This window comes from Exiguobacterium sp. H66 (genome assembly GCF_018618705.1).
Classification (GTDB): Bacteria; Bacillota; Bacilli; order Exiguobacteriales; family Exiguobacteriaceae; genus Exiguobacterium_A; species Exiguobacterium_A oxidotolerans.
Genome location: NZ_JACSMQ010000004.1, coordinates 149,169 through 169,737, shown reverse-complemented (window position 1 = coordinate 169,737; position 20,569 = coordinate 149,169). Strand labels below are relative to the sequence as shown.

Annotated in this window: 22 protein-coding genes; 16 read left to right on the top strand and 6 right to left on the bottom strand. The window is 47.7% G+C overall.

Annotation, left to right across the window (positions count from 1 at the left end; translation table 11 throughout):
* Positions 1-89: 89 nt before the first annotated feature.
* From KNP88_RS08760 to queF, 7 genes are all read left to right on the top strand, one after another.
* Positions 90-905 (top strand): bifunctional hydroxymethylpyrimidine kinase/phosphomethylpyrimidine kinase, encoded by an 816-nt coding sequence (locus KNP88_RS08760; RefSeq protein ID WP_029332026.1) that lies wholly within the window; start codon positions 90-92, stop codon positions 903-905.
* Positions 906-969: 64 nt separating this feature from the next.
* Positions 970-1,335, top strand: a complete 366-nt coding sequence (locus KNP88_RS08755) for a YojF family protein (RefSeq protein ID WP_029332027.1) — start codon at positions 970-972, stop codon at positions 1,333-1,335.
* Positions 1,335-1,991 carry a bacillithiol biosynthesis deacetylase BshB2 gene (gene bshB2 / locus KNP88_RS08750; RefSeq protein WP_353048339.1) on the top strand — a complete coding sequence of 219 codons (657 nt, stop codon included), beginning with the start codon at positions 1,335-1,337 and terminating at the stop codon, positions 1,989-1,991. The genes KNP88_RS08755 and bshB2 overlap by 1 nt, the downstream gene beginning before the upstream one ends.
* A gap of 251 nt (positions 1,992-2,242) precedes the next feature.
* Positions 2,243-2,911 (top strand): 7-cyano-7-deazaguanine synthase QueC, encoded by a 669-nt coding sequence (gene queC, locus KNP88_RS08745; RefSeq protein WP_088838180.1) that lies wholly within the window; start codon positions 2,243-2,245, stop codon positions 2,909-2,911.
* Positions 2,895-3,350 (top strand): 6-carboxytetrahydropterin synthase QueD, encoded by a 456-nt coding sequence (queD, locus tag KNP88_RS08740; RefSeq protein WP_029332031.1) that lies wholly within the window; start codon positions 2,895-2,897, stop codon positions 3,348-3,350. Before queC ends, queD begins: the two co-directional genes overlap by 17 nt.
* Complete coding sequence (gene queE / locus KNP88_RS08735) at positions 3,347-4,063, top strand: 7-carboxy-7-deazaguanine synthase QueE (protein ID WP_034801026.1); 717 nt, start codon at positions 3,347-3,349, stop codon at positions 4,061-4,063. Before queD ends, queE begins: the two co-directional genes overlap by 4 nt.
* A gap of 15 nt (positions 4,064-4,078) precedes the next feature.
* On the top strand, positions 4,079-4,567 hold the full coding sequence (gene queF / locus KNP88_RS08730; RefSeq protein ID WP_029332033.1) for a preQ(1) synthase: 489 nt from the start codon (positions 4,079-4,081) through the stop codon (positions 4,565-4,567).
* A 90-nt stretch (positions 4,568-4,657) separates the two neighbouring features.
* On the opposite strand, the gene KNP88_RS08725 is transcribed toward queF, so the two are convergent.
* Positions 4,658-4,942: a helix-turn-helix domain-containing protein gene (locus KNP88_RS08725; protein WP_214802259.1), complete on the bottom strand. Its 285-nt coding sequence runs from the start codon at positions 4,940-4,942 to the stop codon at positions 4,658-4,660.
* A 255-nt stretch (positions 4,943-5,197) separates the two neighbouring features.
* Between KNP88_RS08725 and KNP88_RS08720 the strand changes: the two genes are divergently transcribed.
* From KNP88_RS08720 to KNP88_RS08700, 5 genes are all read left to right on the top strand, one after another.
* Positions 5,198-6,853, top strand: coding sequence for a PTS transporter subunit IIBC (locus KNP88_RS08720; protein WP_214893311.1), 1,656 nt, complete (start codon positions 5,198-5,200; stop codon positions 6,851-6,853).
* 92 nt (positions 6,854-6,945) lie between these two features.
* Entirely contained in the window at positions 6,946-7,749 is an 804-nt protein-coding gene (locus KNP88_RS08715; protein ID WP_214893309.1) for an endonuclease/exonuclease/phosphatase family protein, read from the top strand.
* A 175-nt stretch (positions 7,750-7,924) separates the two neighbouring features.
* Positions 7,925-9,337 carry a sucrose-specific PTS transporter subunit IIBC gene (locus tag KNP88_RS08710; protein WP_214893307.1) on the top strand — a complete coding sequence of 471 codons (1,413 nt, stop codon included), beginning with the start codon at positions 7,925-7,927 and terminating at the stop codon, positions 9,335-9,337.
* A gap of 106 nt (positions 9,338-9,443) precedes the next feature.
* Complete coding sequence (locus KNP88_RS08705; protein ID WP_214893397.1) at positions 9,444-10,289, top strand: PRD domain-containing protein; 846 nt, start codon at positions 9,444-9,446, stop codon at positions 10,287-10,289.
* A complete protein-coding gene (locus KNP88_RS08700; RefSeq protein WP_214808399.1) occupies positions 10,289-11,224 on the top strand; it encodes a carbohydrate kinase family protein in 936 nt (311 codons plus the stop codon). Before KNP88_RS08705 ends, KNP88_RS08700 begins: the two co-directional genes overlap by 1 nt.
* A gap of 55 nt (positions 11,225-11,279) precedes the next feature.
* On the opposite strand, the gene KNP88_RS08695 is transcribed toward KNP88_RS08700, so the two are convergent.
* Positions 11,280-11,975: an alpha/beta hydrolase gene (locus KNP88_RS08695; RefSeq protein WP_214893305.1), complete on the bottom strand. Its 696-nt coding sequence runs from the start codon at positions 11,973-11,975 to the stop codon at positions 11,280-11,282.
* Between the two features lie 161 nt (positions 11,976-12,136).
* Between KNP88_RS08695 and KNP88_RS08690 the strand changes: the two genes are divergently transcribed.
* Complete coding sequence (locus tag KNP88_RS08690; RefSeq protein ID WP_029332042.1) at positions 12,137-13,408, top strand: purine/pyrimidine permease; 1,272 nt, start codon at positions 12,137-12,139, stop codon at positions 13,406-13,408.
* A gap of 62 nt (positions 13,409-13,470) precedes the next feature.
* Here the strand turns inward: KNP88_RS08690 and KNP88_RS08685 are convergent, their stop codons facing one another.
* From KNP88_RS08685 to KNP88_RS08670, 4 genes are all read right to left on the bottom strand, one after another.
* Complete coding sequence (locus KNP88_RS08685) at positions 13,471-14,964, bottom strand: peptide MFS transporter (protein WP_088838189.1); 1,494 nt, start codon at positions 14,962-14,964, stop codon at positions 13,471-13,473.
* 232 nt (positions 14,965-15,196) lie between these two features.
* The gene (locus tag KNP88_RS08680; RefSeq protein ID WP_214893303.1) at positions 15,197-15,832 is read right to left on the bottom strand and encodes an NAD-dependent epimerase/dehydratase family protein; all 636 of its coding nucleotides are present in this window, start codon (positions 15,830-15,832) and stop codon (positions 15,197-15,199) included.
* 14 nt (positions 15,833-15,846) lie between these two features.
* Positions 15,847-17,055, bottom strand: a complete 1,209-nt coding sequence (locus KNP88_RS08675; RefSeq protein ID WP_214893301.1) for a glutathionylspermidine synthase family protein — start codon at positions 17,053-17,055, stop codon at positions 15,847-15,849.
* A complete protein-coding gene (locus KNP88_RS08670; protein ID WP_029332046.1) occupies positions 17,052-17,381 on the bottom strand; it encodes a hypothetical protein in 330 nt (109 codons plus the stop codon). The genes KNP88_RS08675 and KNP88_RS08670 overlap by 4 nt, the downstream gene beginning before the upstream one ends.
* A 144-nt stretch (positions 17,382-17,525) precedes the next feature.
* On the opposite strand from KNP88_RS08670, the gene KNP88_RS08665 reads away from it, so the two are divergent.
* The 3 genes from KNP88_RS08665 (at position 17,526) to KNP88_RS08655 (ending at position 19,825) form a co-directional block, all read left to right on the top strand.
* Positions 17,526-17,972, top strand: coding sequence for a hypothetical protein (locus tag KNP88_RS08665; RefSeq protein ID WP_214893299.1), 447 nt, complete (start codon positions 17,526-17,528; stop codon positions 17,970-17,972).
* An 87-nt stretch (positions 17,973-18,059) separates the two neighbouring features.
* Positions 18,060-18,233, top strand: coding sequence for a hypothetical protein (locus tag KNP88_RS08660; protein ID WP_012371785.1), 174 nt, complete (start codon positions 18,060-18,062; stop codon positions 18,231-18,233).
* A 35-nt stretch (positions 18,234-18,268) separates the two neighbouring features.
* Positions 18,269-19,825 (top strand): ABC-F family ATP-binding cassette domain-containing protein, encoded by a 1,557-nt coding sequence (locus KNP88_RS08655; protein WP_029332048.1) that lies wholly within the window; start codon positions 18,269-18,271, stop codon positions 19,823-19,825.
* The last annotated feature ends 744 nt before the right edge of the window (positions 19,826-20,569 follow it).

Below are 20,569 nucleotides of genomic sequence, written 5' to 3'. Positions count from 1 at the left end.
ACTCCATAAGTTGCCGCAGTTGTCGCCTTGTCTATAATTCGCTATGATGATGAAAAGAAGTAGCGCTAATTTATTAGGAGGAATTCCAAATGACAAAACGTAAAGCATTAACGATTGCTGGTTCTGACACGAGTGGTGGAGCCGGTATTCAAGCAGACTTAAAAACGTTCCAAGAGCTTGAAGTCTACGGTATGAACGCGCTGACGGTCATCGTCGCGCAAGACCCTGACCAAGCTTGGCACCATGCGGTCTATCCAATCGATGCAGAACTCGTCCGGACACAAATCCATACCGTCCTTGGAGGAATCGGTGTTGATGCAATGAAGACGGGGATGCTTCCGACTGTCGAAATCATCGAAGTCATTGCTGAAAAAATTAAAGCATCAGGCGTTAAAAACGTCGTCATCGATCCGGTCATGGTCTGTAAGGGTGAAGATGAAGTCCTCAACCCGGATACAGCGAATGCCTTACGCGACATTTTGACACCGCTCGCGACAGTCGTCACACCAAACGTTTTCGAAGCGGGACAATTGTCTGGTCTTGGAAAAACACCTTCGACGATTGACGAGATGAAACTTGCAGCAGCACGGATTCATGAAAAAGGTGCACAATATGTCCTCGTTAAGGGTGGCAGCAAGATTGATCACCCTCGAGCAGTTGACGTGCTTTATGATGGAAAAGAGTTTATCCTAATTGAGGATGAACGCATTGAGACACCATATACGCACGGGGCAGGATGTACGTATTCTGCAGCGATTACAGCAGAACTCGCTAAAGGCGCTTCGGTCGAAGAAGCCGTCCGAACTGCCAAATCGTTTATCACAGCGGCGATTCGTAACTCATTCCGTTTGAATGAATACGTCGGGCCGACTGATCATGCTGCACATCGTACAGTTAAGTCTTAACACGTTCAGGAAGTCCGCGCAGTGATTCGCGGGCTTCTTTCTGTATTCGAAGGGAGAGATACTATTGCAAACACTTGATTTAAAGGTCGTTCAACAGTACATTGACGATCATGCGAACACACCACTCTACGTCCACGTCGAAACAACGAACGGTGCCTATGCGACGCACCAAGACCCGACGTTCCACAGTGCGGGGATGTTTTTCCGCAATGCGGAAATCACATACGAACGCGGCTTGATCACAGGAAACGGTCCATACCGGATTGGTCTTAAACTTGCCCACGGATGGCTATACGGTGAAGGATTAACCGATTATGAATTCGCGGGAGAGCAACTCTTGATCGCGGGACATGATATCGAAGGACGTCTCGCGATTGCTTTCGAGCTCAGCCCGACACCATTCGCTCAAGGCGCAGAGGAGGTAGAATGATGGCTTACAATGAACACGATCACCTGCTCGTCATCTTCCCTCACCCGGACGATGAAGCATTCAGCTCGGCCGGGACAATCATCGAGCATGCAACGAACCGCGGACCTGTCACGTACGCCTGTTTGACGCTCGGTGAAATGGGACGCAACATGGGACGTCCCGTCTTTACGAACCGGGAACAACTCGCAACGATCCGCAAACGTGAATTAATCGCAGCAGCTGAAAAAATGCAGATTACCGATCTTCAAATGTGGGGATTACGGGATAAGACGGTCGAATTCGAAGATGAAGCAGCACTCGCTGAACGGATTGGACAGTTGATTCAAAAAACACGTCCGACTCGCGTGATTTCATTTTATCCGGGCTATGCCGTCCATCCGGACCACGAAGCAACAGCACGTGCTGTCGTTCGTGCCCTTCGCGCAATCGACGAAGCCGATCGTCCTGAATTTCTTGCCGTCGCTTTTGCGAACAACACAAAAGACGAACTTGGCGAAGGTACGTTCATTCATGACGTCAGTGCATATACGGATCAAAAAGTTGCCGCACTTGAAGCCCACGCTTCTCAAACAGGTGGACTGATGAAGGTCATCTCGGAAGACTCGAACATCCGGGATCTCCTTGTCAAAGAACGCTATTACCACTATCCATTATGATGAAGAACCTCGAAACGACTCCGACGTCGTTCGAGGTTTTTTTTTCGTAGATTAAATGATTCGCACGACGTTGACTCTGCGCACTTTTCCCTGCAGGCGTCACAGGAGGCTGAATCTTTTGAAGCCCGCAACGATCGACGCGAGAAACAGTCGACTTTTTTTCTCCCGTCTGCTAGTGTGAATAGTTGAGACTGTGTCTCCGGAGTTCGTAACCTCCTCCGTCACAAAAACTAGGAATGGAAGTGTAAACTATGAAAAATGAACGTGCTCTTGTCGTCTTCAGCGGCGGCCAAGACTCGACGACTTGTCTGTTTCAGGCACTCGCGAACTATTCCGAAGTCGAAGTCGTTACCTTCAACTACGGACAGCGTCATGCCGAGGAACTCGAAGTCGCGCGAACGATTGCAGCAGAACTTGGTGTCAAACACCATGAGCTCGATCTCTCACTCCTCAGTCAACTCACAAGCAATTCGTTGACCGATCATACTCAAACAATCACGACGAACGAAGATGGACTCCCCTCTACATTCGTAGATGGTCGGAACCATCTGTTCTTATCTTTCGCAGCCGTCCTTGCTAAGGGACGTGGCATCCGCCATATCATCACGGGTGTATGCGAAACCGATTTCTCCGGATACCCGGATTGTCGTGACTCCTTCATCAAGTCACTCAACGTGACACTCAACCTCGCGATGGATTATCCATTCGTCATTCACACGCCACTGATGTGGCTCGATAAAAAAGAAACATGGGCGCTAGCCGATTCGCTAGATGCTTTTGATTTCGTCCGTGAACGGACACTGACGTGTTACAACGGCATTATCGGAGATGGTTGCGGCGACTGCCCAGCTTGTGAATTACGGAAAAAAGGCTTAGACGCCTACATCGAGGAGGGGACTACCCATGAAATTCAACTATGAAGCACCTGAAACTGTCGAGCGCCCGACCGGCGACTCGCTCATCTATACAAAATCACGCGTCATGATCGTCAAAAAATTGACGTTTGATGCTGCCCATCACCTGTATGACTACGATGGAAAATGTCGTGCCTTACACGGTCATACGTATCACGTCGATCTCGGAATCAGTGGATTCCTGGACCACCGCGGGATGACACTCGACTTTGGCGATTTGAAAAAAATTTTCAAAGAACATCTCGAACCGTTGCTCGATCACCGTTATTTAAACGAATCGCTTCCCTATATGAATACGACGGCTGAAAACATGTCGGCATGGATTTTTGAAACGCTCGGACAGCATCTACCGGACGAACGCGGTCTTCGTGTCGAATTCGTCAAATTATATGAGACACCGACTGCATTCGCTGAAGTCCGTCGCGAATGGATGAATGAAGCATGAGTCAACTGAAAAAAATACCAAAGATTCCCGTTCTTGAAATTTTTGGTCCAACGTTTCAAGGAGAAGGTCGTTCGATCGGACAAAAAACAATGTTCGTCCGGACAGGCGGATGCGACTATTCATGTGCCTGGTGTGATTCTGCCTTTACCTGGGACGGATCAGAAAAACCAGACCTCCTGACGGCAGAAGATATCCTGACGCGTCTCGATGCGCTCGGTTCATATGGGCACGTGACGATCTCCGGGGGGAATCCGTTGCTCCACGCATCGATCGGTACGCTCGTCGACGCCTTGAAGGCACGTGGCATCACGATGTCCGTCGAAACACAGGGTTCGTATTGGCAAAACTGGTTACTCGATATCGAAGACGTCACCATCAGTCCGAAGCCGCCGTCAAGCGGCATGACGGTCGATTACGATCGGCTCGACGTCTTCTTCAAACGACTCCCTGAACTGCAACGTGCTGTCAAAATCGTCATCTTCGACGAAGCGGACCTCGACTTCGCAGCAGCGATTTCTGAACGATATGCGTTAAAAACACTGTATCTATCACTCGGTAATCCGGACCCGGCGGAAGAAGGCACGATTGCTCCGCGGATGTTGTCCGACTTAAAAACTTTATGGGAACGCGTCGCGCAAGATGAACGCTTTAACCATGCCCGTGTTCTACCACAACTGCACGCCCTCGTTTTCGCGAACGACCGTGGCGTTTAAGAAGGAGTCCTATTCATGCGTCCAGAAGATTTAAACGACTTATCTTTACTCGGTCAAAAGGCCGTCCCTTATATTTTTGAATATCAACCGGAAGTGCTCGAAGCGTTCCCGAACCGTCACCCGGAGAATGACTACTTCGTTAAGTTCAATGCACCGGAATTCACGAGCCTTTGCCCGATCACGAATCAACCGGACTTTGCGACCATCTATATTTCGTACATTCCTGACGAAAAACTTGTCGAGTCGAAATCATTGAAGCTTTATCTCTTCAGCTATCGTAATCACGGGGATTTCCATGAGAACTGCATCAATGTCATCGGAAAAGACCTCGTTAAGTTGATGGAGCCGCGCTACCTTGAAGTCTGGGGGAAATTTACACCACGCGGTGGCATCTCGATTGATCCGTACTATAACTACGGAAAACCCGGTACAAAATATGAAAGAATGGCAGAACACCGTTTGTTCAACCATGATCTTTATCCAGAAACGGTCGATAACCGTTAATCCGAAAACCATCAAAAAAAGCCGAATTCCTGACGTGATCATTTCACGGGAATTTGGCTTTTCTTCTATCTAATCGACTGTGTATGAACGTCAGCTCGACGGTAAATCCACGATTTTTTGTCGTTCTGCCTGAGCATGAATCGCTTCTGCTGACCAAATATGTCGTAAGAGGTGCTCATAAGGAACGCCTAGCGCCTTCGCTAAGCGATCAATCATCGAAACGGACGGATGTGCGATACTTGACTCAATCCGTTGAATCATCTCAAACGTTGTTTCCGTCATAAGCGCAAGTTTTTCTTGGTCGATGTTCTGTCGCTCACGTAATGTTTGGATACGCTCTCCATAATTCGCAAGTGGATTCATCGCTTGATTCATGAGTTTTCAGTCTCCTTTATCGTCTCCCAGCTACTCCTACCCGATGCTACTTTTAGTTTATTCCCGCTTTTCATTTTCAAAACACATTTTAGTTTAATGATTTTCACCATGTGAAATATAATTTCAAATTATTCACTAAAAAAGACTAGCTTTTTAAAAGGTTATCGCTTACAATTTTAAATGCAAGCGGTTGCATTAATCGCTTACATATTTGCACAACAAAGAGAAAATAGTTTGTCTGAGGAGTGAGAAAACATGCGTAAAACAATTTCATTCGACTTTTGGCAAAAGCTCGGAAAAGCTTTAATGGTTGTCATTGCAGTTATGCCAGCTGCCGGAATCATGATTTCAATCGGAAAATTAATCGGGATGTACGGTGGCGATATCACAATTGTGCAAACGATTGCAAGAATCGTTGAAGATCTCGGTTGGGCCATCATTACGAATCTCCACGTCCTCTTCGCCGTCGCGATCGGTGGTTCATGGGCTAAAGAACGTGCCGGTGGTGCCTTTGCCGCATTACTCGCGTTCATTTTAGTCAACCGCGTAACGGGTGCAATCTTCGGTGTCAATTCAACGATGCTCGCTGACCCGAAAGCAACGGTCAGTTCATTACTCGGATCAGACTTAATCGTAAAAGATTATTTCACTTCTGTACTCGGTGCACCCGCTCTCAATATGGGCGTTTTCGTCGGAATCATTTCTGGTTTCCTCGGTGCCGTTCTTTTTAATAAGTTTTATAACTTCAGCAAATTACCGGATGCACTGGCCTTTTTCAACGGAAAACGGTTCGTCCCATTCGTCGTCATCGGTGGTTCCGTCGTCGCAGCATTTGTTTTATCGCTCGTCTGGCCGTTCGTCCAAGGTCTCCTAAACGATTTCGGTCGTTGGATTGCAACGTCACGTGATACAGCCCCAATCATCGCCCCATTCGTTTACGGAACGCTCGAACGTCTCCTACTGCCATTCGGTCTTCACCATATGTTGACTGTGCCGATGAACTATACGGAACTCGGCGGAACGTATAAAATTCTGACGGGTGCTGCACAAGGCTCGACAGTAGCCGGGCAAGATCCACTTTGGCTCGCCTGGGTGACCGATCTCGTCAACTTAAAGCAAGCCGGTAACACACAAGGCTATAACGACTTACTCAACAGCGTCGTGCCTGCCCGCTTCAAAGAAGGACAGGTCGTCACGTCACTTGCTTCTTTGATTGGTGTCGCAGTCGCGATGTATATGTCGGTTGACGAAGATAAAAAGAAAGCATACAAACCCGTCTTCCTGTCTGCCGGTCTCGCTGTGTTCTTGACAGGCGTCACGGAGCCAATCGAATTCATGTTCATGTTCATCGCACCTGTCCTGTACGTCGTCTACGCTGTCTTGACGGGTGTCGCGTTCGCACTTGCTGACGTCATGCACCTTCGGATCCATGCATTCGGGGCAATTGAACTCTTGACTCGGATTCCATTGATCGCGAAAGCTGGTCTGATCGGTGATTTGTTACGTTTCATCGGAGTCTGCGTGTTCTTCTTCTTCCTCAACTTCTTTACGTTCCGCTTCGTCATCAAGAAGTTTAACTACGCGACACCAGGTCGTAACGGAAACTACCTCGATGACATCGTCGTCAAAGAGGACGGGACAAGTGAAGTCGCTGCAACTGTCGTCGCTGACGGTTCGCAAGCAGCACGCATCATCGAACTGCTCGGTGGTCAACAAAACATCGAAGACGTCGATGCCTGCATGACACGTTTACGCGTCACGGTCAAAGATTCAAGCCTCGTCGCGAAAGAACAAGACTGGAAAGCGAATGGCGCACTTGGTCTTATCCTAAAAAATAACGGCGTGCAAGCCATCTATGGTCCGAAAGCGGATGTCTTGAAGTCTGATATCCAAGACCGGATTGGCGCATAAACCAGACGAATTAGGGTAAATAAAAAAAGGTGGAGCTCATCCGTGAGTTTCACCTTTCTTTATTCAGAATCAACACTCAGGAGGAACGACAGATGCGCCTACTCACACTCAATTGCCATTCCTGGCAAGAAGAACAGCAGCTTGAAAAAATTAATCAAATCGTCGCTCAAATCATCCAACAGGATTATGATGTCGTCGCCTTACAAGAAGTAAGCCAATTAATGGATACACCAATCGTTTATGGTGCAATCCGTGAAGATAATTTCGTCTACATGATTCAACAAGCACTTAAAGAACGTGGGCATGACTATGAATTCGTTTGGGACTTCTCGCACATCGGATACGATGCGTACGAAGAGGGACTCGCCCTCTTGACGAAACATCCGATTTTGAAATCCGATTCGTACTATGTCAGCCGAAGCCAAGATACGATGGACTGGAAGTCACGCAAAATCGTCCGCGCGACGATTGATGTCGATGGAACCCAAATTACGTTCAACTCTTGTCATCTCGGTTGGTGGGAAGATGCCGACGAACCGTTCAGCGAGCAGTTCAATCATTTGATTGCTCGGATGGATCCACTCGAATGGACCCTCTTCTTAGGTGACTTCAACAATGATGCCTTTGAACGGGAGACCGGTTACGATTATATGGTTGAACGAGGTCTCCATGACCTGTTCCTTCTAGCGGAAGAGACGGTTGGTGTCGAAACCGTCGAAGGTAAGATTGACGGTTGGGAAGAGAACCAGCATGGCTTACGGATTGATTTAGTGCTCTCGAATCGCAAAATTGATGTCGCGCGTGTCGGTGTGACGTTTGACGGAGTACTGGCGCCAATCGTTTCCGATCACTTTGGTGTCGAATTCGATATCGCGATTCAAAAAGATCCAATTTGACTGTTGATAACGCTTTCTTTTTTGCTTTATGATAAAGCCAACAAGCAAATAGTGCGGATTGTGACAGTACGGCTGGCAAGACCGATGCAACACCTAGAACGTTTAGGTGTTGTTCGGTCTTGCCTTTTTTTGTGGGCTGACCAGTCGCACACCTTTCCTAAAAGGAGGAATTCAAATGGATTACAAAAAAACAGCTGCGCAGGTCCTTACCCTTGTCGGTGGTCGTGAAAATATTATCACAGCAGCGCATTGTGCGACACGTCTCCGTCTCGTCCTTCATGACGAATCGAAGGTCGATCAAGCGGCACTCGAAGATCTTGACGGCGTCAGTGGTGCTTTCTCGAGTTCAGGTCAATATCAAATCATTTTTGGGACCGGGACCGTCAACAAAGTATTCGCGGAGTTCGCTCCCCTCGCTGGTGTCAACGTCAATGGTGAAGAATCAGTCGACGTGAAGAAAGCAGCTTCCCAAAAATTAAATCCGTTCGCGCGCCTTGCCCGGTCGCTTTCAAATGTCTTCGTACCATTGATTCCGGCAATTGTCGCCGCCGGTCTTTTGATGGGCTTACTCGGAATGATTAAAGCCTTCGGTTGGGTCGACGGGGCTTCACCGATCGTCCAACTGCTTGACATGTTCTCGTCTTCCGCTTTCATCATCTTACCGATTTTGATCGGTTTCTCTGCCGCGCGTGAGTTCGGTGCCAATCCATATCTCGGTGCGGTCATCGGTGGAATCATGACGCACCCTTCTCTGCTCAACCCTTGGACACTCGGAAACAGTGAACCGGAAGTGATGCACTTCCTTGGGATGAACATCGAACTGATTGGTTATCAGGGGACGGTCTTCCCTGTCCTCTTAACAGTTTGGGTCATGGCGAAAATTGAGCAGCAAGTACGTAAACGGACACCGGAAACACTTGATTTGTTAGTCACACCGTTCGTGACGATTCTCGTCACAGGATTCCTTGCCCTCATCGTCATCGGACCACTTGGTACATTGCTCGGTAAAGGAATTTCATTCGTACTCGTCTTCTTCTATGAACAATTCTCGGTCGTCGCCGGTCTCTTGTTCGGTGGTCTCTACTCAACGATTGTCATCACAGGAATGCACCATAGTTTCCATGCGATTGAAGCGGGACTTATTGCTGATAAGAGCATCGGGAAAAACTTCCTGTTACCCATCTGGTCGATGGCGAACGTTGCTCAAGGCGGAGCAGGTCTTGCTGTCTACTTCATGACGAAAAACGTTAAATTAAAAACGCTCGCTTTACCCTCTGCCTTCTCGGCATTTCTCGGTATTACGGAACCGATCATCTACGGGGTGAATCTCCGACTCGGTAAACCGTTCATCGGTGGTGCGATCGGTGGCGCAATCGGCGGTGGCTACGTCGTCTTGACGCAAGTCGCTGCAAACGCTTATGGTTTGACGGGCATACCGATGATTGCAATCGTCGCTCCACTTGGTGCTTCGAACTTAATCAACTACCTTGTCGGTTTTGCGATTGCTGTCTCGACAGCGTTCATCGCGACTGTCATCCTCATGCGTATTGATGCACGAAAACAAAAACAAACCGATTTAGCCGCTTAAGTAAAAAAGACATGCGACCCTCTCGAGTATACTCGTCGGGTCGCATTTGTCGGTTTTGTTCTGAGCACCGTTACCCGTATAATAAAGGGAGAAGGGAGGAGTCAGACTGATTATTCATAAAGTACTCAACAACAATGCCATCGTCACAAAAGAACAAGGACAAGAACGCATCATCATGGGACCGGGGATCGCTTTCGGTAAAAAGAAAAAAGACCCCGTCGATCCCTCGAAAATCGAAAAGATGTTCATTCCCTCGTTCGAAAATGCTGAACTGTTTAAAGAAATCTTAACGACGACCCCATTAGAAATCATTGATTTGTCCGAACAAATCATTTCTTATGCGGAAGGCGAACTTCAGACACCCTTTCATGATTATATCCATGTCAGTCTGACGGATCACCTCGCCCACGCCGTTCGCTTAGCACGTGAAAATCTTGTCGTCCACAATCGGCTCGCGGAAGAAATTCGCTTGTTATATACAGCCGAGTACAAAATCGGTGAATGGGCGGTTGCGCAAATCGAACAGACACTTGCTGTTGTATTACCAAAGGAGGAAGCCGCGAACATCGCACTTCACCTCTTTAACGCCCGCCAACAGCATCCGAATATGGCGACGGCACTACAAACTGCTACTCTGTTGAACGAATTACGTGAACAAATCGAGAGTTTCTTTGGTCAAACGATCGAAACGACTTCCATGACGTATTACCGATTCTTCACACATATGAAACTTGTCCTCGCCCGGATTGAGCAGGGGCAGACACTCCACGATATGGATGATGTCATTTTATCTGCTGTCAAAACACGTTATGCGGATGCGTTTCGTTGTGCAGAAAGTATGGCCGCTTGGCTCGAACAGGAATTAAAAACGACCGTCCCCGACTCTGAAGTCGGCTATATGGCACTTCATGTCGAACGGATTCGACCGGATTTAGAAAGGAGCGAACTATGATGAAAATTTTTAGTCTTGGAGAAGCATTAATCGATTTGATTCCACTCGACGACAGCAATACGACGTTCCAAAAAAATCCCGGCGGTGCTCCCGCCAATGTCGCCGTCGGACTTGCCCGCCTTGGCGCCGACAGTTATTTTCTCGGTGCTGTCGGGGATGACTCGATGGGACATTTCTTGAAAGATACACTCCACCACTATGGGGTCAAGACGGATCACATCGTTCTTGACGCAACGAATAAAACGGGGCTTGTCCTCGTCACAAATGCTAAAAACGGCGAACGGTCCTTTGAATTCATCAATACGTATCGTGCCGATATGAGCTTTCATGAACAAGATGTTCCGGACGCACTGGCGGAAGCCGATTTACTTCACATCGGTTCGATTTCCTTAATCTCCGGTGATGCCGTCGCAGCAACACGTCGTGCCATCGCGCTCGCAAAAGAACATCAGGTCCCGATTTCTTACGACCCGAACCTCCGCGAATCGTTATGGTCGAATCTCGATGTCGCCCGGACGACGATTCAGTCCGTCCTGCCTGACGCGCAAATCGTTAAGTTAGCAGAAGAGGAATTGACCTTCTTGACCGGCCAAACGAACCTGGATGAAGGGGCAGCCGAACTGCTCGCTGAATACCCGATCCAGTTGCTCGCCGTTACACGGGGCAGCGAGGGATCCTTACTCTATACGAATCGTGCGATGGCAGAAATCAACGCGATTTCGGTGGATGCCGTCGATACGACCGGAGCAGGTGACGCCTTTATGTCTGGTTTGCTACACCAGTGTGCGACGCGGTCCTTTGCATTCGATTGGGATGAAGATGAACTGCAGGACATCGGGCGATTTGCCGCGATTTCCGGCGGGCTTGCCGCGTCCGTCAAAGGGGCGATGGCTGCTTTACCGACACTCGACGAGGTATCACGTCGTCTCGACTAAAACGTAAAAAACCTTTCCGTCTAGCTTTGTAAAATGGCTAGACGGAAAGGCTTTTTTAATTCGATGAAAGGAATGACTCAATTGCTTCAATCGTCTCATCTTGTTGTGCTTTTGGTGTTAACGGGCTCGTGTTGTCGCCCTTTTGTGCGCCGTACATCCCGAAATTCGCGTGATTGCCCTCTTCGATGAAATGGAATGTCGCGTCCGATCGAAGATTTTTTTTACTTGCTTCGATGTCCGCTACAGGTAAGACGCCATCCCGTCCGCCGTAGACCGTCAAGGACGGTGTATCGATGGCATCAATCGGATAGGACGCGAGAAAGATGATTCCTTTAATCTTCGAATTCTCCTCAAGGACTGTCGAAGCGGCACTTCCACCTAACGAATGTCCCATCACATACCATCGTTTGATTTTCGGATTCGCATCGATGATCGGTAAGGCCGCGTTTGCGTCGAGTAATGCGATATTAAACGGTAATTTCGGGATGACGACGAAATGTCCGTTCTTCGCTAACTGACTCCCGATATAACTGTAGGCACCCGGATCGACCTTCGCCCCTTGATAAAACACAAATCCGACTTCACTCTCCGGGTCACCAAACTGATAATCCTGTCCGATCTGTTGTTCAACATATGTGTTTGCTTCTTTTGACGGATCATAATCAAATTGCGCCCAGACCATGAAGGCTCCGATGACAAGCCCGATGAGTATGATGAAACCGATGCTGATTCGCTTGAGCCACTTTTTCATATTCATTCCTCCCTCTTAACTCCTACCCCATCTCATGTGAAAAATCACATATGAAAATTATTTTCTAAATTTTCAGTCAATGTAAGCGTATCTATCGCTTTTTCAATAATTGGTTTAAGATGAAAAAAGTATCGTTTCTTTTGAAAGGGGAATCATTTGTTTTGCCACGTACCGTAGTCTCCACGATTCAGTGGTTTTTGTTTATTATCTGTACTAACATCGCCCCGCCACTCGCCATTGCCGCATCGTTTGAACTATCGAGCGCGGACACATTGGCTTTCCTATCTCGTTGTCTGTTCGTTTTTGCGATTTTAAGTTTATTCCAAGTGTTCCTCGGTCACCGTCTACCGATCATGGAAGGACCGGCCGGGATTTGGTGGGGTGTCTTCGCCCTCTACTCCTCAATCGGCATTACATTGTACGGGAGTTACTCGAACACACTCCAATCACTTGGTTTTCTCCTCATCTTAAGTGGCATCATCTGTATCATTTTGACAGTAACGGGTATTTTACGACGACTCGTTCCCTTGTTCACGCCACAAGTCATCGGCGTTTATATGCTCCTGTTGTCTGCCCAACTGTCAGGCTCCGTTATGAAAGGGCTACTCAACCTGGAAAACGGTAAGATTCAAGTGTTACCTGCCGTCATTTCCGTATTGACCGTCATCATCTCACTTTATCTCGAACGTAGCGATCGGTTGCGTCAGTATGCCTTACTCATCACGCTGCTCGTCGGTTGGAGCATGTTTGCCTTGATTGGACGCGCCGAGATGCCGAGCTTCGATGGTCCATTCTTTACACTTCCTGATTTATTCCCGTTCGGCGGCATTCATCTGGACTGGACATTACTCCCGACAGCCTTAATCATCTCTTTACTGTTGATGACGAACGTGCTCGCGAACATCAAAGTCATCGAGCGCATCATCAGTGCGAAACGTGGCGAACACGTCAAAGGACAAGTCGGAACAGCCGGTGTCACTGCTGGTGTCGGACAGATTTTTGCCGGTATGTTCGGTACGGTTGGTCCCGTCGCGATTTCCGGAACAGCCGGATTCATCGCTTCGACGGATAACACGGATCGTAAATCGTTTGCGATTGCGAACGTCATTTGCTTATTCTTAAGTATCGTCACGCCATTCGTCGGTTTGATTGCAAAAATTCCGGTTGCCGTCGGTTATGCGATGGTTGCCCCGATTGTTGCCGGAATGGCCATCATCGGCGTCACGGAAGCAGCACGCGACTTAAATCGGCAAACGGCAATGATTACGGTCGGGTTACCGGTCCTCGTCGGAATCGGTGCCTTACTCTTACCGAAAGGTGCAACAGCCGATCTCCCTCCACTCGTCACGACACTGATGTCGAATGGACTGGTGCTCGGGACGCTTGTTGCCCTGTTTGCAGAATCATTACGCCATATTCGGACAAATGACTAACAAAAAGACAGGTAACTCGGAAAAAGAATCCGAGTTCCTGCCTTTTTTTTGTGGATTCGAGCTTAGCGAATACCACGCATATATTTTTGGAGCCTTGGTGCAAAAGCAAACAAGAGAAGTCCGAGTGCAATCGCGACGACACCTGTAATTCCGAAGTACGCGACTTCTGTTTCTTTCCCGTAGTATTTAACGATCTGTGCATTGACGGCTTGTCCCGTTGCATTCGTTAAGAACCAAAGACTCATTGTCTGTGCCGAGAAAGCCGCTGGCGCCAGTTTCGTCGTTGCCGATAAACCGACTGGTGATAGTAACAACTCACCAATCACGACGAGGAAGAAACTGAGTGCGAGCCAGAGCGGACTAACGATTGTGTCTGTACCAAACAATAGTCCAGGCAACATCATGACGATGAACGAAAGTCCTGCGAAAATCAGACCGAACGAGAATTTTTGCATCGTCGTCGGCTGACGATCACCGAGTCGGACCCAAAAGCTTGCAAAGACTGGTGCAAGCACGATGATGAACAATGGATTCAATGACTGGAAGAACGCAGGCTGAATCTCAAAGCCTAAGAAAGATAAGTCTGTCCGTTCATCTGCAAAGATTGATAAGACATATGACCCTTGCTCTTGAATCGCCCAGAAAACAGCTGCTGCGATAAAGAGTGGGATGTAGGCGAATAAACGCGAACGCTCATCATCTGTAATTTTCGGACTGCGTAACATGAATGTGAAATACGCAATCGGAATCAAGATTCCGAGGAACGTCACCATCAACGTAAAGCGGTCGATCGTTAGTAAACCTGTCAATGCGGCAATCGTTCCGAGAACTGCTAGCGCAATGACGACAACTGTCGCAATTTTAAAGAAACGTTTCCGTTCCTCGCCTTCTAGCGGATTCAAGACGTATGTTCCGGCTTGACCTAAATTCTTTTTCTTCGTCAATATGAACACAACAAGACCGGCGAACATCCCGACCGCAGCGAGTGCGAAACCAGCATGGTATCCTGCCGTATCTGAAACTTTACCGACGACGAGTGGTGCTAAAAATGCACCGGCATTGATTCCCATATAGAAGATACTGAATCCAGCATCACGGCGGTTATCCGTTTTGCTGTACAAATCTCCGACGATGTTCGATACGTTCGGTTTTAAGAATCCCGTCCCGATGACGATTAAGCCCATCGAGATGAATAATGCCGTGATTCCGGCTGGTAGAGCTAACACGATATGTCCGAGCATGATGAGAATACCACCATAAAAGACGGTCCGTGATGTCCCTAACAGACGGTCGGAGACCCATCCTCCGATGATTCCAGACATGTAGACAAGTGAACCATATACGGCCATGATGGAAGCGGCAGTCGTTTTATCAATTCCGAGTCCACCGTTCGCAACAGAGTCGTACATGTAGAATATAAGGATGGCGCGCATCCCGTAGTAGGAGAATCGTTCCCAGAACTCTGTGAAGAAGAGTGTGAACAATCCTTTCGGGTTTCCGAAGAACCCTTTTTGCGGAACAGTCTTGTAGACCTGATCGCGATCAAAATCTGCCATAATGAAGGCTCCTTTCGTCTACCATTGTATTCGTGCATAATCTAAAACCTTTTTTCCCGCTTTCCCCAAATGATAAGCGTCTCGTAACCGATTAAAAGATTTACACGTTTTTAACTGAATTGTCTCACTTCTTTTTATATAGGAGACAGCACCTTATCATTCAACCGCAAATCATTTGACTAGTCAAATATTAATTTTAAGCAAAAAAAAGAGCGTAACGGAATCCGTTCGCTCATTTTTGCATGTCTTTTGATTCAACGATGGTAATACCCGGGGGCGCATGGAGTGTTTGCTCCATCATCGCTTTCGCGACTTTACTCGCTTCAATCGGGGCATAAGGACTCCGTTTTAATAACGGGCGAAGAACCGTCGAGACACGAGCCGCCGCCTGTTCGCCAAACCGGAACTCTTCTCGCTCCCCTAACAAGAGCGATGGACGGAAAATCAATAAAGCTTCGTAGCCAAGAACCCGTAGTCCGTTCTCTGTGTCTCCTTTGACACGATTGTAGAACGTTTTTGCATTCGGATGTGCGCCGAGCGCTGAAATGAGCGCGAAGCGTGTCGCGCCTAAATCGAGCAATTCACGTCCGACTTCAATCGGATACGTGTAGTCGACCTGACGAAATGCCTCTTGCGATCCTGCTTGTTTAATCGTCGTTCCGAGCGCGCAATAGACGTGATCCACTGTCGGCAATTCGATTTCCGTCACGCGATCAAAGTCAATCACCCATTCTTCCAGCTTTTGATGAAACCGGTTCATGGGTCGACGAACGAGCACATGAACTTCCTCATACGCATCATTCGCTAATAATTGATCGACTAACTCTTGTCCAACTAAACCGCTTGCTCCTAAAATGGCTGCTTTCATCTTGTCTCCTCCTCTCAATCTTGCAATCGCCCAATCGGTAAAAAGTAAGAACGATTTCCGGTGATTCGTTCGCCTGCTCGGACAGCAATCGCACTTGCCCGACCACCGAGAACGAACACGCCAAACATATAGGCCACTTCCACTCCATTACTAAGTACATGCGTCGGCAATTCTTGATACTGCTGATAAACCGATGCTTGGTCACTAAAGGAACGCTGTTCATTCGATAACAGGATACGACCATCTGCTTGATAGATTGTTACCGTATCACCTTCTCTGCCAAAAACCGGTTTCTCGACAAAGGCGTGTCGCTGTTCAAGAAATACATCTGGTTCAAGATACGTTGGTAAAAAATAACGGTCTATGATTTGACGATCACGTCCTGTTAAATAAGCGTGGTCTGCTTCATGCAGTGCCCAAATCACTGCAAGAACGGACTTTGCCTGCATCAGAAACGCCGATGGTGGATTGATGATCTCGAGCAATCCTTGTTCGACGAGTTGTAACAATAAGACACCGAGTTCACGTCCCGTGTCATCGCGATCGAGAAGCGCCATTTCAATCGGAAAGGTCTGACGGTATAAAATATCAATCCGTCGTCCGTCCTGGTCGTACAATCCATCTTCCGGTCGAATTTCAAGGGCGTTAAGCGGGCAATACGCTGCCCCGTCCACGAACCCTTGCAAGTATTCTGTCGTCAGACGATCCTCGATATTGTCCCCATGTGACGTAAAGACGATATGCGGGCGTTGCTTCGTTCGATGTGTCGCTGCTGCAACGGCGCGACGGACGCTTGTCGCTAATTTCGCCGCTTCATCCGGGTTCACTGCCATCATGTGGCGTTTTTGTGCAATCCGGTCATTGACGTCAAACGATTCTTTAATGAACGTCGGCGTATCGGCATTCCACTCCATGACGGAAATCCGATCATCCGTCACGATGAAGTCGAGCCGACTGATGATTGATAAGGGGCGCATCGTCTCTAGACGGAGAAAGGGAAGTGCTTGTTTTGGATACCCGAGCTCGAGTAACGCATCGTCTTCCATCGTTCGTAGAATCGGTGCGACTTTCTCAAAAATCAGATACACGTCTCGGGCAGCTACCCGTAAGCGCTCCAGCGTCCGCGACGAAACCGTTAAAACATCAGTCAACGCATAGATTTCACCATCCAATTCATCCCAAAACGACTCAATGTCACCATATAAATCCTCTCGTTCACTCATCCGCCAAAGAAACCAGACGACGATCCCGTCCCGAATCCTTTTGTCTTCGCATTATAACTTTTGACTGCGTTCGACTTCGGCGTATAGCCTTTCGTCCGCATCGCACTATGCATCAGGGCACGGGATGCAAAATAACTGCCTCCCCAGTAATAAAAACCAGAATGGGTCGATGTTGCATCATCACAATACCAGACGCCTTCTTCATTATCATATTCATAATCGTCACAATCCGGATCATCCGGACGTTCGGCTTGCGCATCGTCTGCACCGCAACCACTGAGTGTCGTTCCAATCAAAAGCGTCGCCGCAAGTGATGCTTGTTTCATCCATCTCACGATTCATACCCCTTTCTTAACAATTTGTTATTCTAAGTATACGCTTTTTCTCTTAAAAAAGTTTCCTTGTCGTACCGGAACTTTTTTCTGATCGTCCGAGTAGAACATATCATGCCGTTACAAGGAGGAATCACGATGTCACTTGCTTATTATGTCGAAGATCAAGATGAATATAAGTCGATTTATCAATACAGTCGTTTCGCAATCGAACCGGATGAAATCATCGCTCATCAATTATGTGAATTTCATATCATCGAAGGCCAACTGTATGAATTACGCTCCAACGAAATGGAGGGCGAGTACGATCAGCTGATTGTCAATCACGTCGAAGCCTCTCCGCTCGATGCAGAGGACCGGATTTATCCGCCTCATCAAATTCACATCGAGTTTCGCCGGTACATGCCAAGCAGTACATCACCACTTATCAAAACGATGACCGTCCCGAACCACGTCCAAGCGATGCGCTATTTAATTAAGGATAAGGTGACTGTGCCAGAGCATGGAACCTTTGAACGTGACAGCTGCGAAATCGACATCGACCGGAATTGTTATGTCATTTATCTCGGTCAGGTTGTCCGTTAAAAGGATGAATTAAGTAGAGTTCGTTTTCAAAAAGCGTTTTTTTTGGCATACTATAAGATAAGAACGAATTAATCGAGGTGAACACACATGAGCGAACAACCAAAAAAATTATCACTTCAAGAAGCGATGATTGAACAATTGAAAGCAAAAAAACAATCACAAACAAAACGTCCGACTGGTCTTCGTGGAACGGAAACGAAACAAATGACGAGCCAGAAGACGAAAAAGACGAACAACCAGAAAAAACGTACAGGTGTCTAATCACAGCGTTGAATTCATGAAATAAGGGAGTAGTTATGAGTATTTTAACGGTATCAAACTTAAGCCACGGCTTTGGTGATCGTGCGATTTTCGAAGATGTCTCGTTCCGCCTGTTAAAGGGTGAACACATCGGCCTCGTCGGAGCAAACGGCGAAGGAAAATCAACCTTCATGAACATCATCACTTCTCAGCTCGAACCGGATGAAGGGAAAGTCGAATGGGCGAAACACGTTCGTGTCGGTTATCTCGATCAACATGCCGTCCTTGCAAAAGGTTTATCGATTCGTGATGCGCTAAAAGGGGCATTCCAATACTTGTTCGATATCGAACAAGAAATCAATGACCTGTATGCGAAGATGGGTGAAGTCGAGCCCGAAGAACTCGAAAAGATGCTTGAGGAAGTCGGTGTCTTACAAGACATTTTAACGAATAATGATTTTTATACGATCGACGCAAAAGTCGAAGAAATCGCCCGCGGACTTGGTCTCGATGAAATCGGCTTAGACCGTGATGTCCATGAATTGAGTGGCGGTCAGCGTACAAAAATCTTACTTGCGAAGCTCTTACTTGAAAAACCAGATATCTTGTTACTGGATGAGCCGACCAACTATCTTGATGTGCAACACATCGAATGGCTGAAACGGTATCTCAACGATTACGAGAATGCATTCATTTTGATTTCGCATGATATTCCATTCTTAAACAGCGTCATCAACTTGATTTACCATATGGAAAATCAAGGCTTGAGCCGTTATGTTGGTGACTATGATAATTTCTTGACGGTCCATGAAGCGAAAAAGAAACAGCTGGAGTCTGCCTTTAAGCGCCAACAGCAAGAAATTTCTGAACTTAAAGATTTCGTCGCCCGTAACAAGGCGCGTGTCTCGACACGAAACATGGCGATGTCCCGTCAGAAAAAACTCGACAAGATGGATGTCATCGAGCTTGCACAAGAACGTCCGCAACCGGAATTCCATTTCCAGACGGCTCGGACACCAAGCAAGCTGATGTTCGAAGCAAAAGGTCTTGTCATCGGCTACGACGAACCGCTCTCACGCCCGCTTGATTTAACGATCGAACGGGGTCAAAAGATTGCCTTGCATGGTGCGAACGGAATCGGGAAGTCGACATTACTGAAAAGCTTACTCGGTGAGATTCCCGCTGTTTCAGGGATGGTCGATCGCGGTGAAAACTTGCACATCGGCTATTTCGAACAAGAAATCAAAGAGAAGAATTCGAACACGTGTATCGAAGAAATTTGGGGGACGTTCCCATCCTTGACGCAACAACAAGTCCGGGCGATGCTCGCGAAATGTGGTTTGATGACAAAACACATCGAATCTAAAATCGAAGTACTCAGCGGTGGAGAGAAGGCGAAAGTCCGTCTTTGTAAGCTGATGAACACGGAATCAAACATTCTGGTTCTCGATGAGCCGACGAACCACTTGGACGTCGAAGCGAAAGAGGAATTGAAACGGGCCTTGCAAGAATATAAAGGAACGGTCCTCTTGATTTCACACGAACCTGAATTTTATGAAGCAGTCGCAACTGACTTATGGAACTGTGAATCATGGACGACAAAAGTCTTTTGATTGATTGCCTCTTACTCTTTTAAGAACGATGATTTGAGCCGCCCTGTTGATTGGGGCGGCTCTTTTTGTTTTTTATCGAAAAAGAGAATGGCAGTAATGCGGATTTTGTCAGGTCCTTTGGATGAACGGCGCAGTTGTACGTGATTCAAAGCTTCTTCCTTTCCGTTGCTTTTCTCAAGCGCATGACTTGTCAGCTCCTTTGGGTGAACGGTAGTGATTCAAAGCTTCTTTCTTTCCGTTGCTTTCCTCAAGCGCATGACTTGTCAGGTCCCTTGGATGAACGGCACAGTGGTACGTGATTCAAAGCTTCTTCCTTTCCATTGCTTTCCTCGGGCGAGGCGCAAGCCGTTGCTTCTTGTCCCGTAAGGACAAGAAGCAGGGTCTCGCCTGCCTCTGACAGCGCGTTAAAACGCGCCTTATCCCGTAGGAGTCAACGGAAAAGCGAAGCTTTTTTAAGATTTCCCTAAGAAGCACGACATGTAACGCGAATATCTTGAAGCGCATGCCGACTTGGATCGCTTCCGCAGCGAACAGCGGGCGTCCGCGACCCTGCAACGCAGTGAAGCGGCGTGGACGCCCGCCGCTCGGAGACGAGACAAGGTGGAGACGCGCGGCAGACTACAAGCTAGTCGATTTCAAGCACACCTCTATCCCAGCTCTCAAACGGCGGAGCGCAAAACGTTCTTTTCTTACTTTATTTTTTGTTCATAGACTTAACGATTGCTTTGCTTCCTAACTTGTATC

What these genes read in the sequence shown, in the direction of transcription:
- KNP88_RS08760 (WP_029332026.1), top strand. Translation starts at nt 90, where the DNA reads ATGACAAAACGTAAAGCATTAACGATTGCTGGTTCTGACACGAGTGGT.
- bshB2 (WP_353048339.1), top strand. Translation starts at nt 1,335, where the DNA reads ATGGCTTACAATGAACACGATCACCTGCTCGTCATCTTCCCTCACCCG.
- queC (WP_088838180.1), top strand. Translation starts at nt 2,243, where the DNA reads ATGAAAAATGAACGTGCTCTTGTCGTCTTCAGCGGCGGCCAAGACTCG.
- queD (WP_029332031.1), top strand. Translation starts at nt 2,895, where the DNA reads ATGAAATTCAACTATGAAGCACCTGAAACTGTCGAGCGCCCGACCGGC.
- queE (WP_034801026.1), top strand. Translation starts at nt 3,347, where the DNA reads ATGAGTCAACTGAAAAAAATACCAAAGATTCCCGTTCTTGAAATTTTT.
- queF (WP_029332033.1), top strand. Translation starts at nt 4,079, where the DNA reads ATGCGTCCAGAAGATTTAAACGACTTATCTTTACTCGGTCAAAAGGCC.
- KNP88_RS08725 (WP_214802259.1), bottom strand. Translation starts at nt 4,942, where the DNA reads ATGAATCAAGCGATGAATCCACTTGCGAATTATGGAGAGCGTATCCAA.
- KNP88_RS08720 (WP_214893311.1), top strand. Translation starts at nt 5,198, where the DNA reads ATGCGTAAAACAATTTCATTCGACTTTTGGCAAAAGCTCGGAAAAGCT.
- KNP88_RS08715 (WP_214893309.1), top strand. Translation starts at nt 6,946, where the DNA reads ATGCGCCTACTCACACTCAATTGCCATTCCTGGCAAGAAGAACAGCAG.
- KNP88_RS08710 (WP_214893307.1), top strand. Translation starts at nt 7,925, where the DNA reads ATGGATTACAAAAAAACAGCTGCGCAGGTCCTTACCCTTGTCGGTGGT.
- KNP88_RS08700 (WP_214808399.1), top strand. Translation starts at nt 10,289, where the DNA reads ATGAAAATTTTTAGTCTTGGAGAAGCATTAATCGATTTGATTCCACTC.
- KNP88_RS08695 (WP_214893305.1), bottom strand. Translation starts at nt 11,975, where the DNA reads ATGAAAAAGTGGCTCAAGCGAATCAGCATCGGTTTCATCATACTCATC.
- KNP88_RS08685 (WP_088838189.1), bottom strand. Translation starts at nt 14,964, where the DNA reads ATGGCAGATTTTGATCGCGATCAGGTCTACAAGACTGTTCCGCAAAAA.
- KNP88_RS08680 (WP_214893303.1), bottom strand. Translation starts at nt 15,832, where the DNA reads ATGAAAGCAGCCATTTTAGGAGCAAGCGGTTTAGTTGGACAAGAGTTA.
- KNP88_RS08675 (WP_214893301.1), bottom strand. Translation starts at nt 17,055, where the DNA reads ATGAGTGAACGAGAGGATTTATATGGTGACATTGAGTCGTTTTGGGAT.
- KNP88_RS08670 (WP_029332046.1), bottom strand. Translation starts at nt 17,381, where the DNA reads ATGAAACAAGCATCACTTGCGGCGACGCTTTTGATTGGAACGACACTC.
- KNP88_RS08665 (WP_214893299.1), top strand. Translation starts at nt 17,526, where the DNA reads ATGTCACTTGCTTATTATGTCGAAGATCAAGATGAATATAAGTCGATT.
- KNP88_RS08660 (WP_012371785.1), top strand. Translation starts at nt 18,060, where the DNA reads ATGAGCGAACAACCAAAAAAATTATCACTTCAAGAAGCGATGATTGAA.
- KNP88_RS08655 (WP_029332048.1), top strand. Translation starts at nt 18,269, where the DNA reads ATGAGTATTTTAACGGTATCAAACTTAAGCCACGGCTTTGGTGATCGT.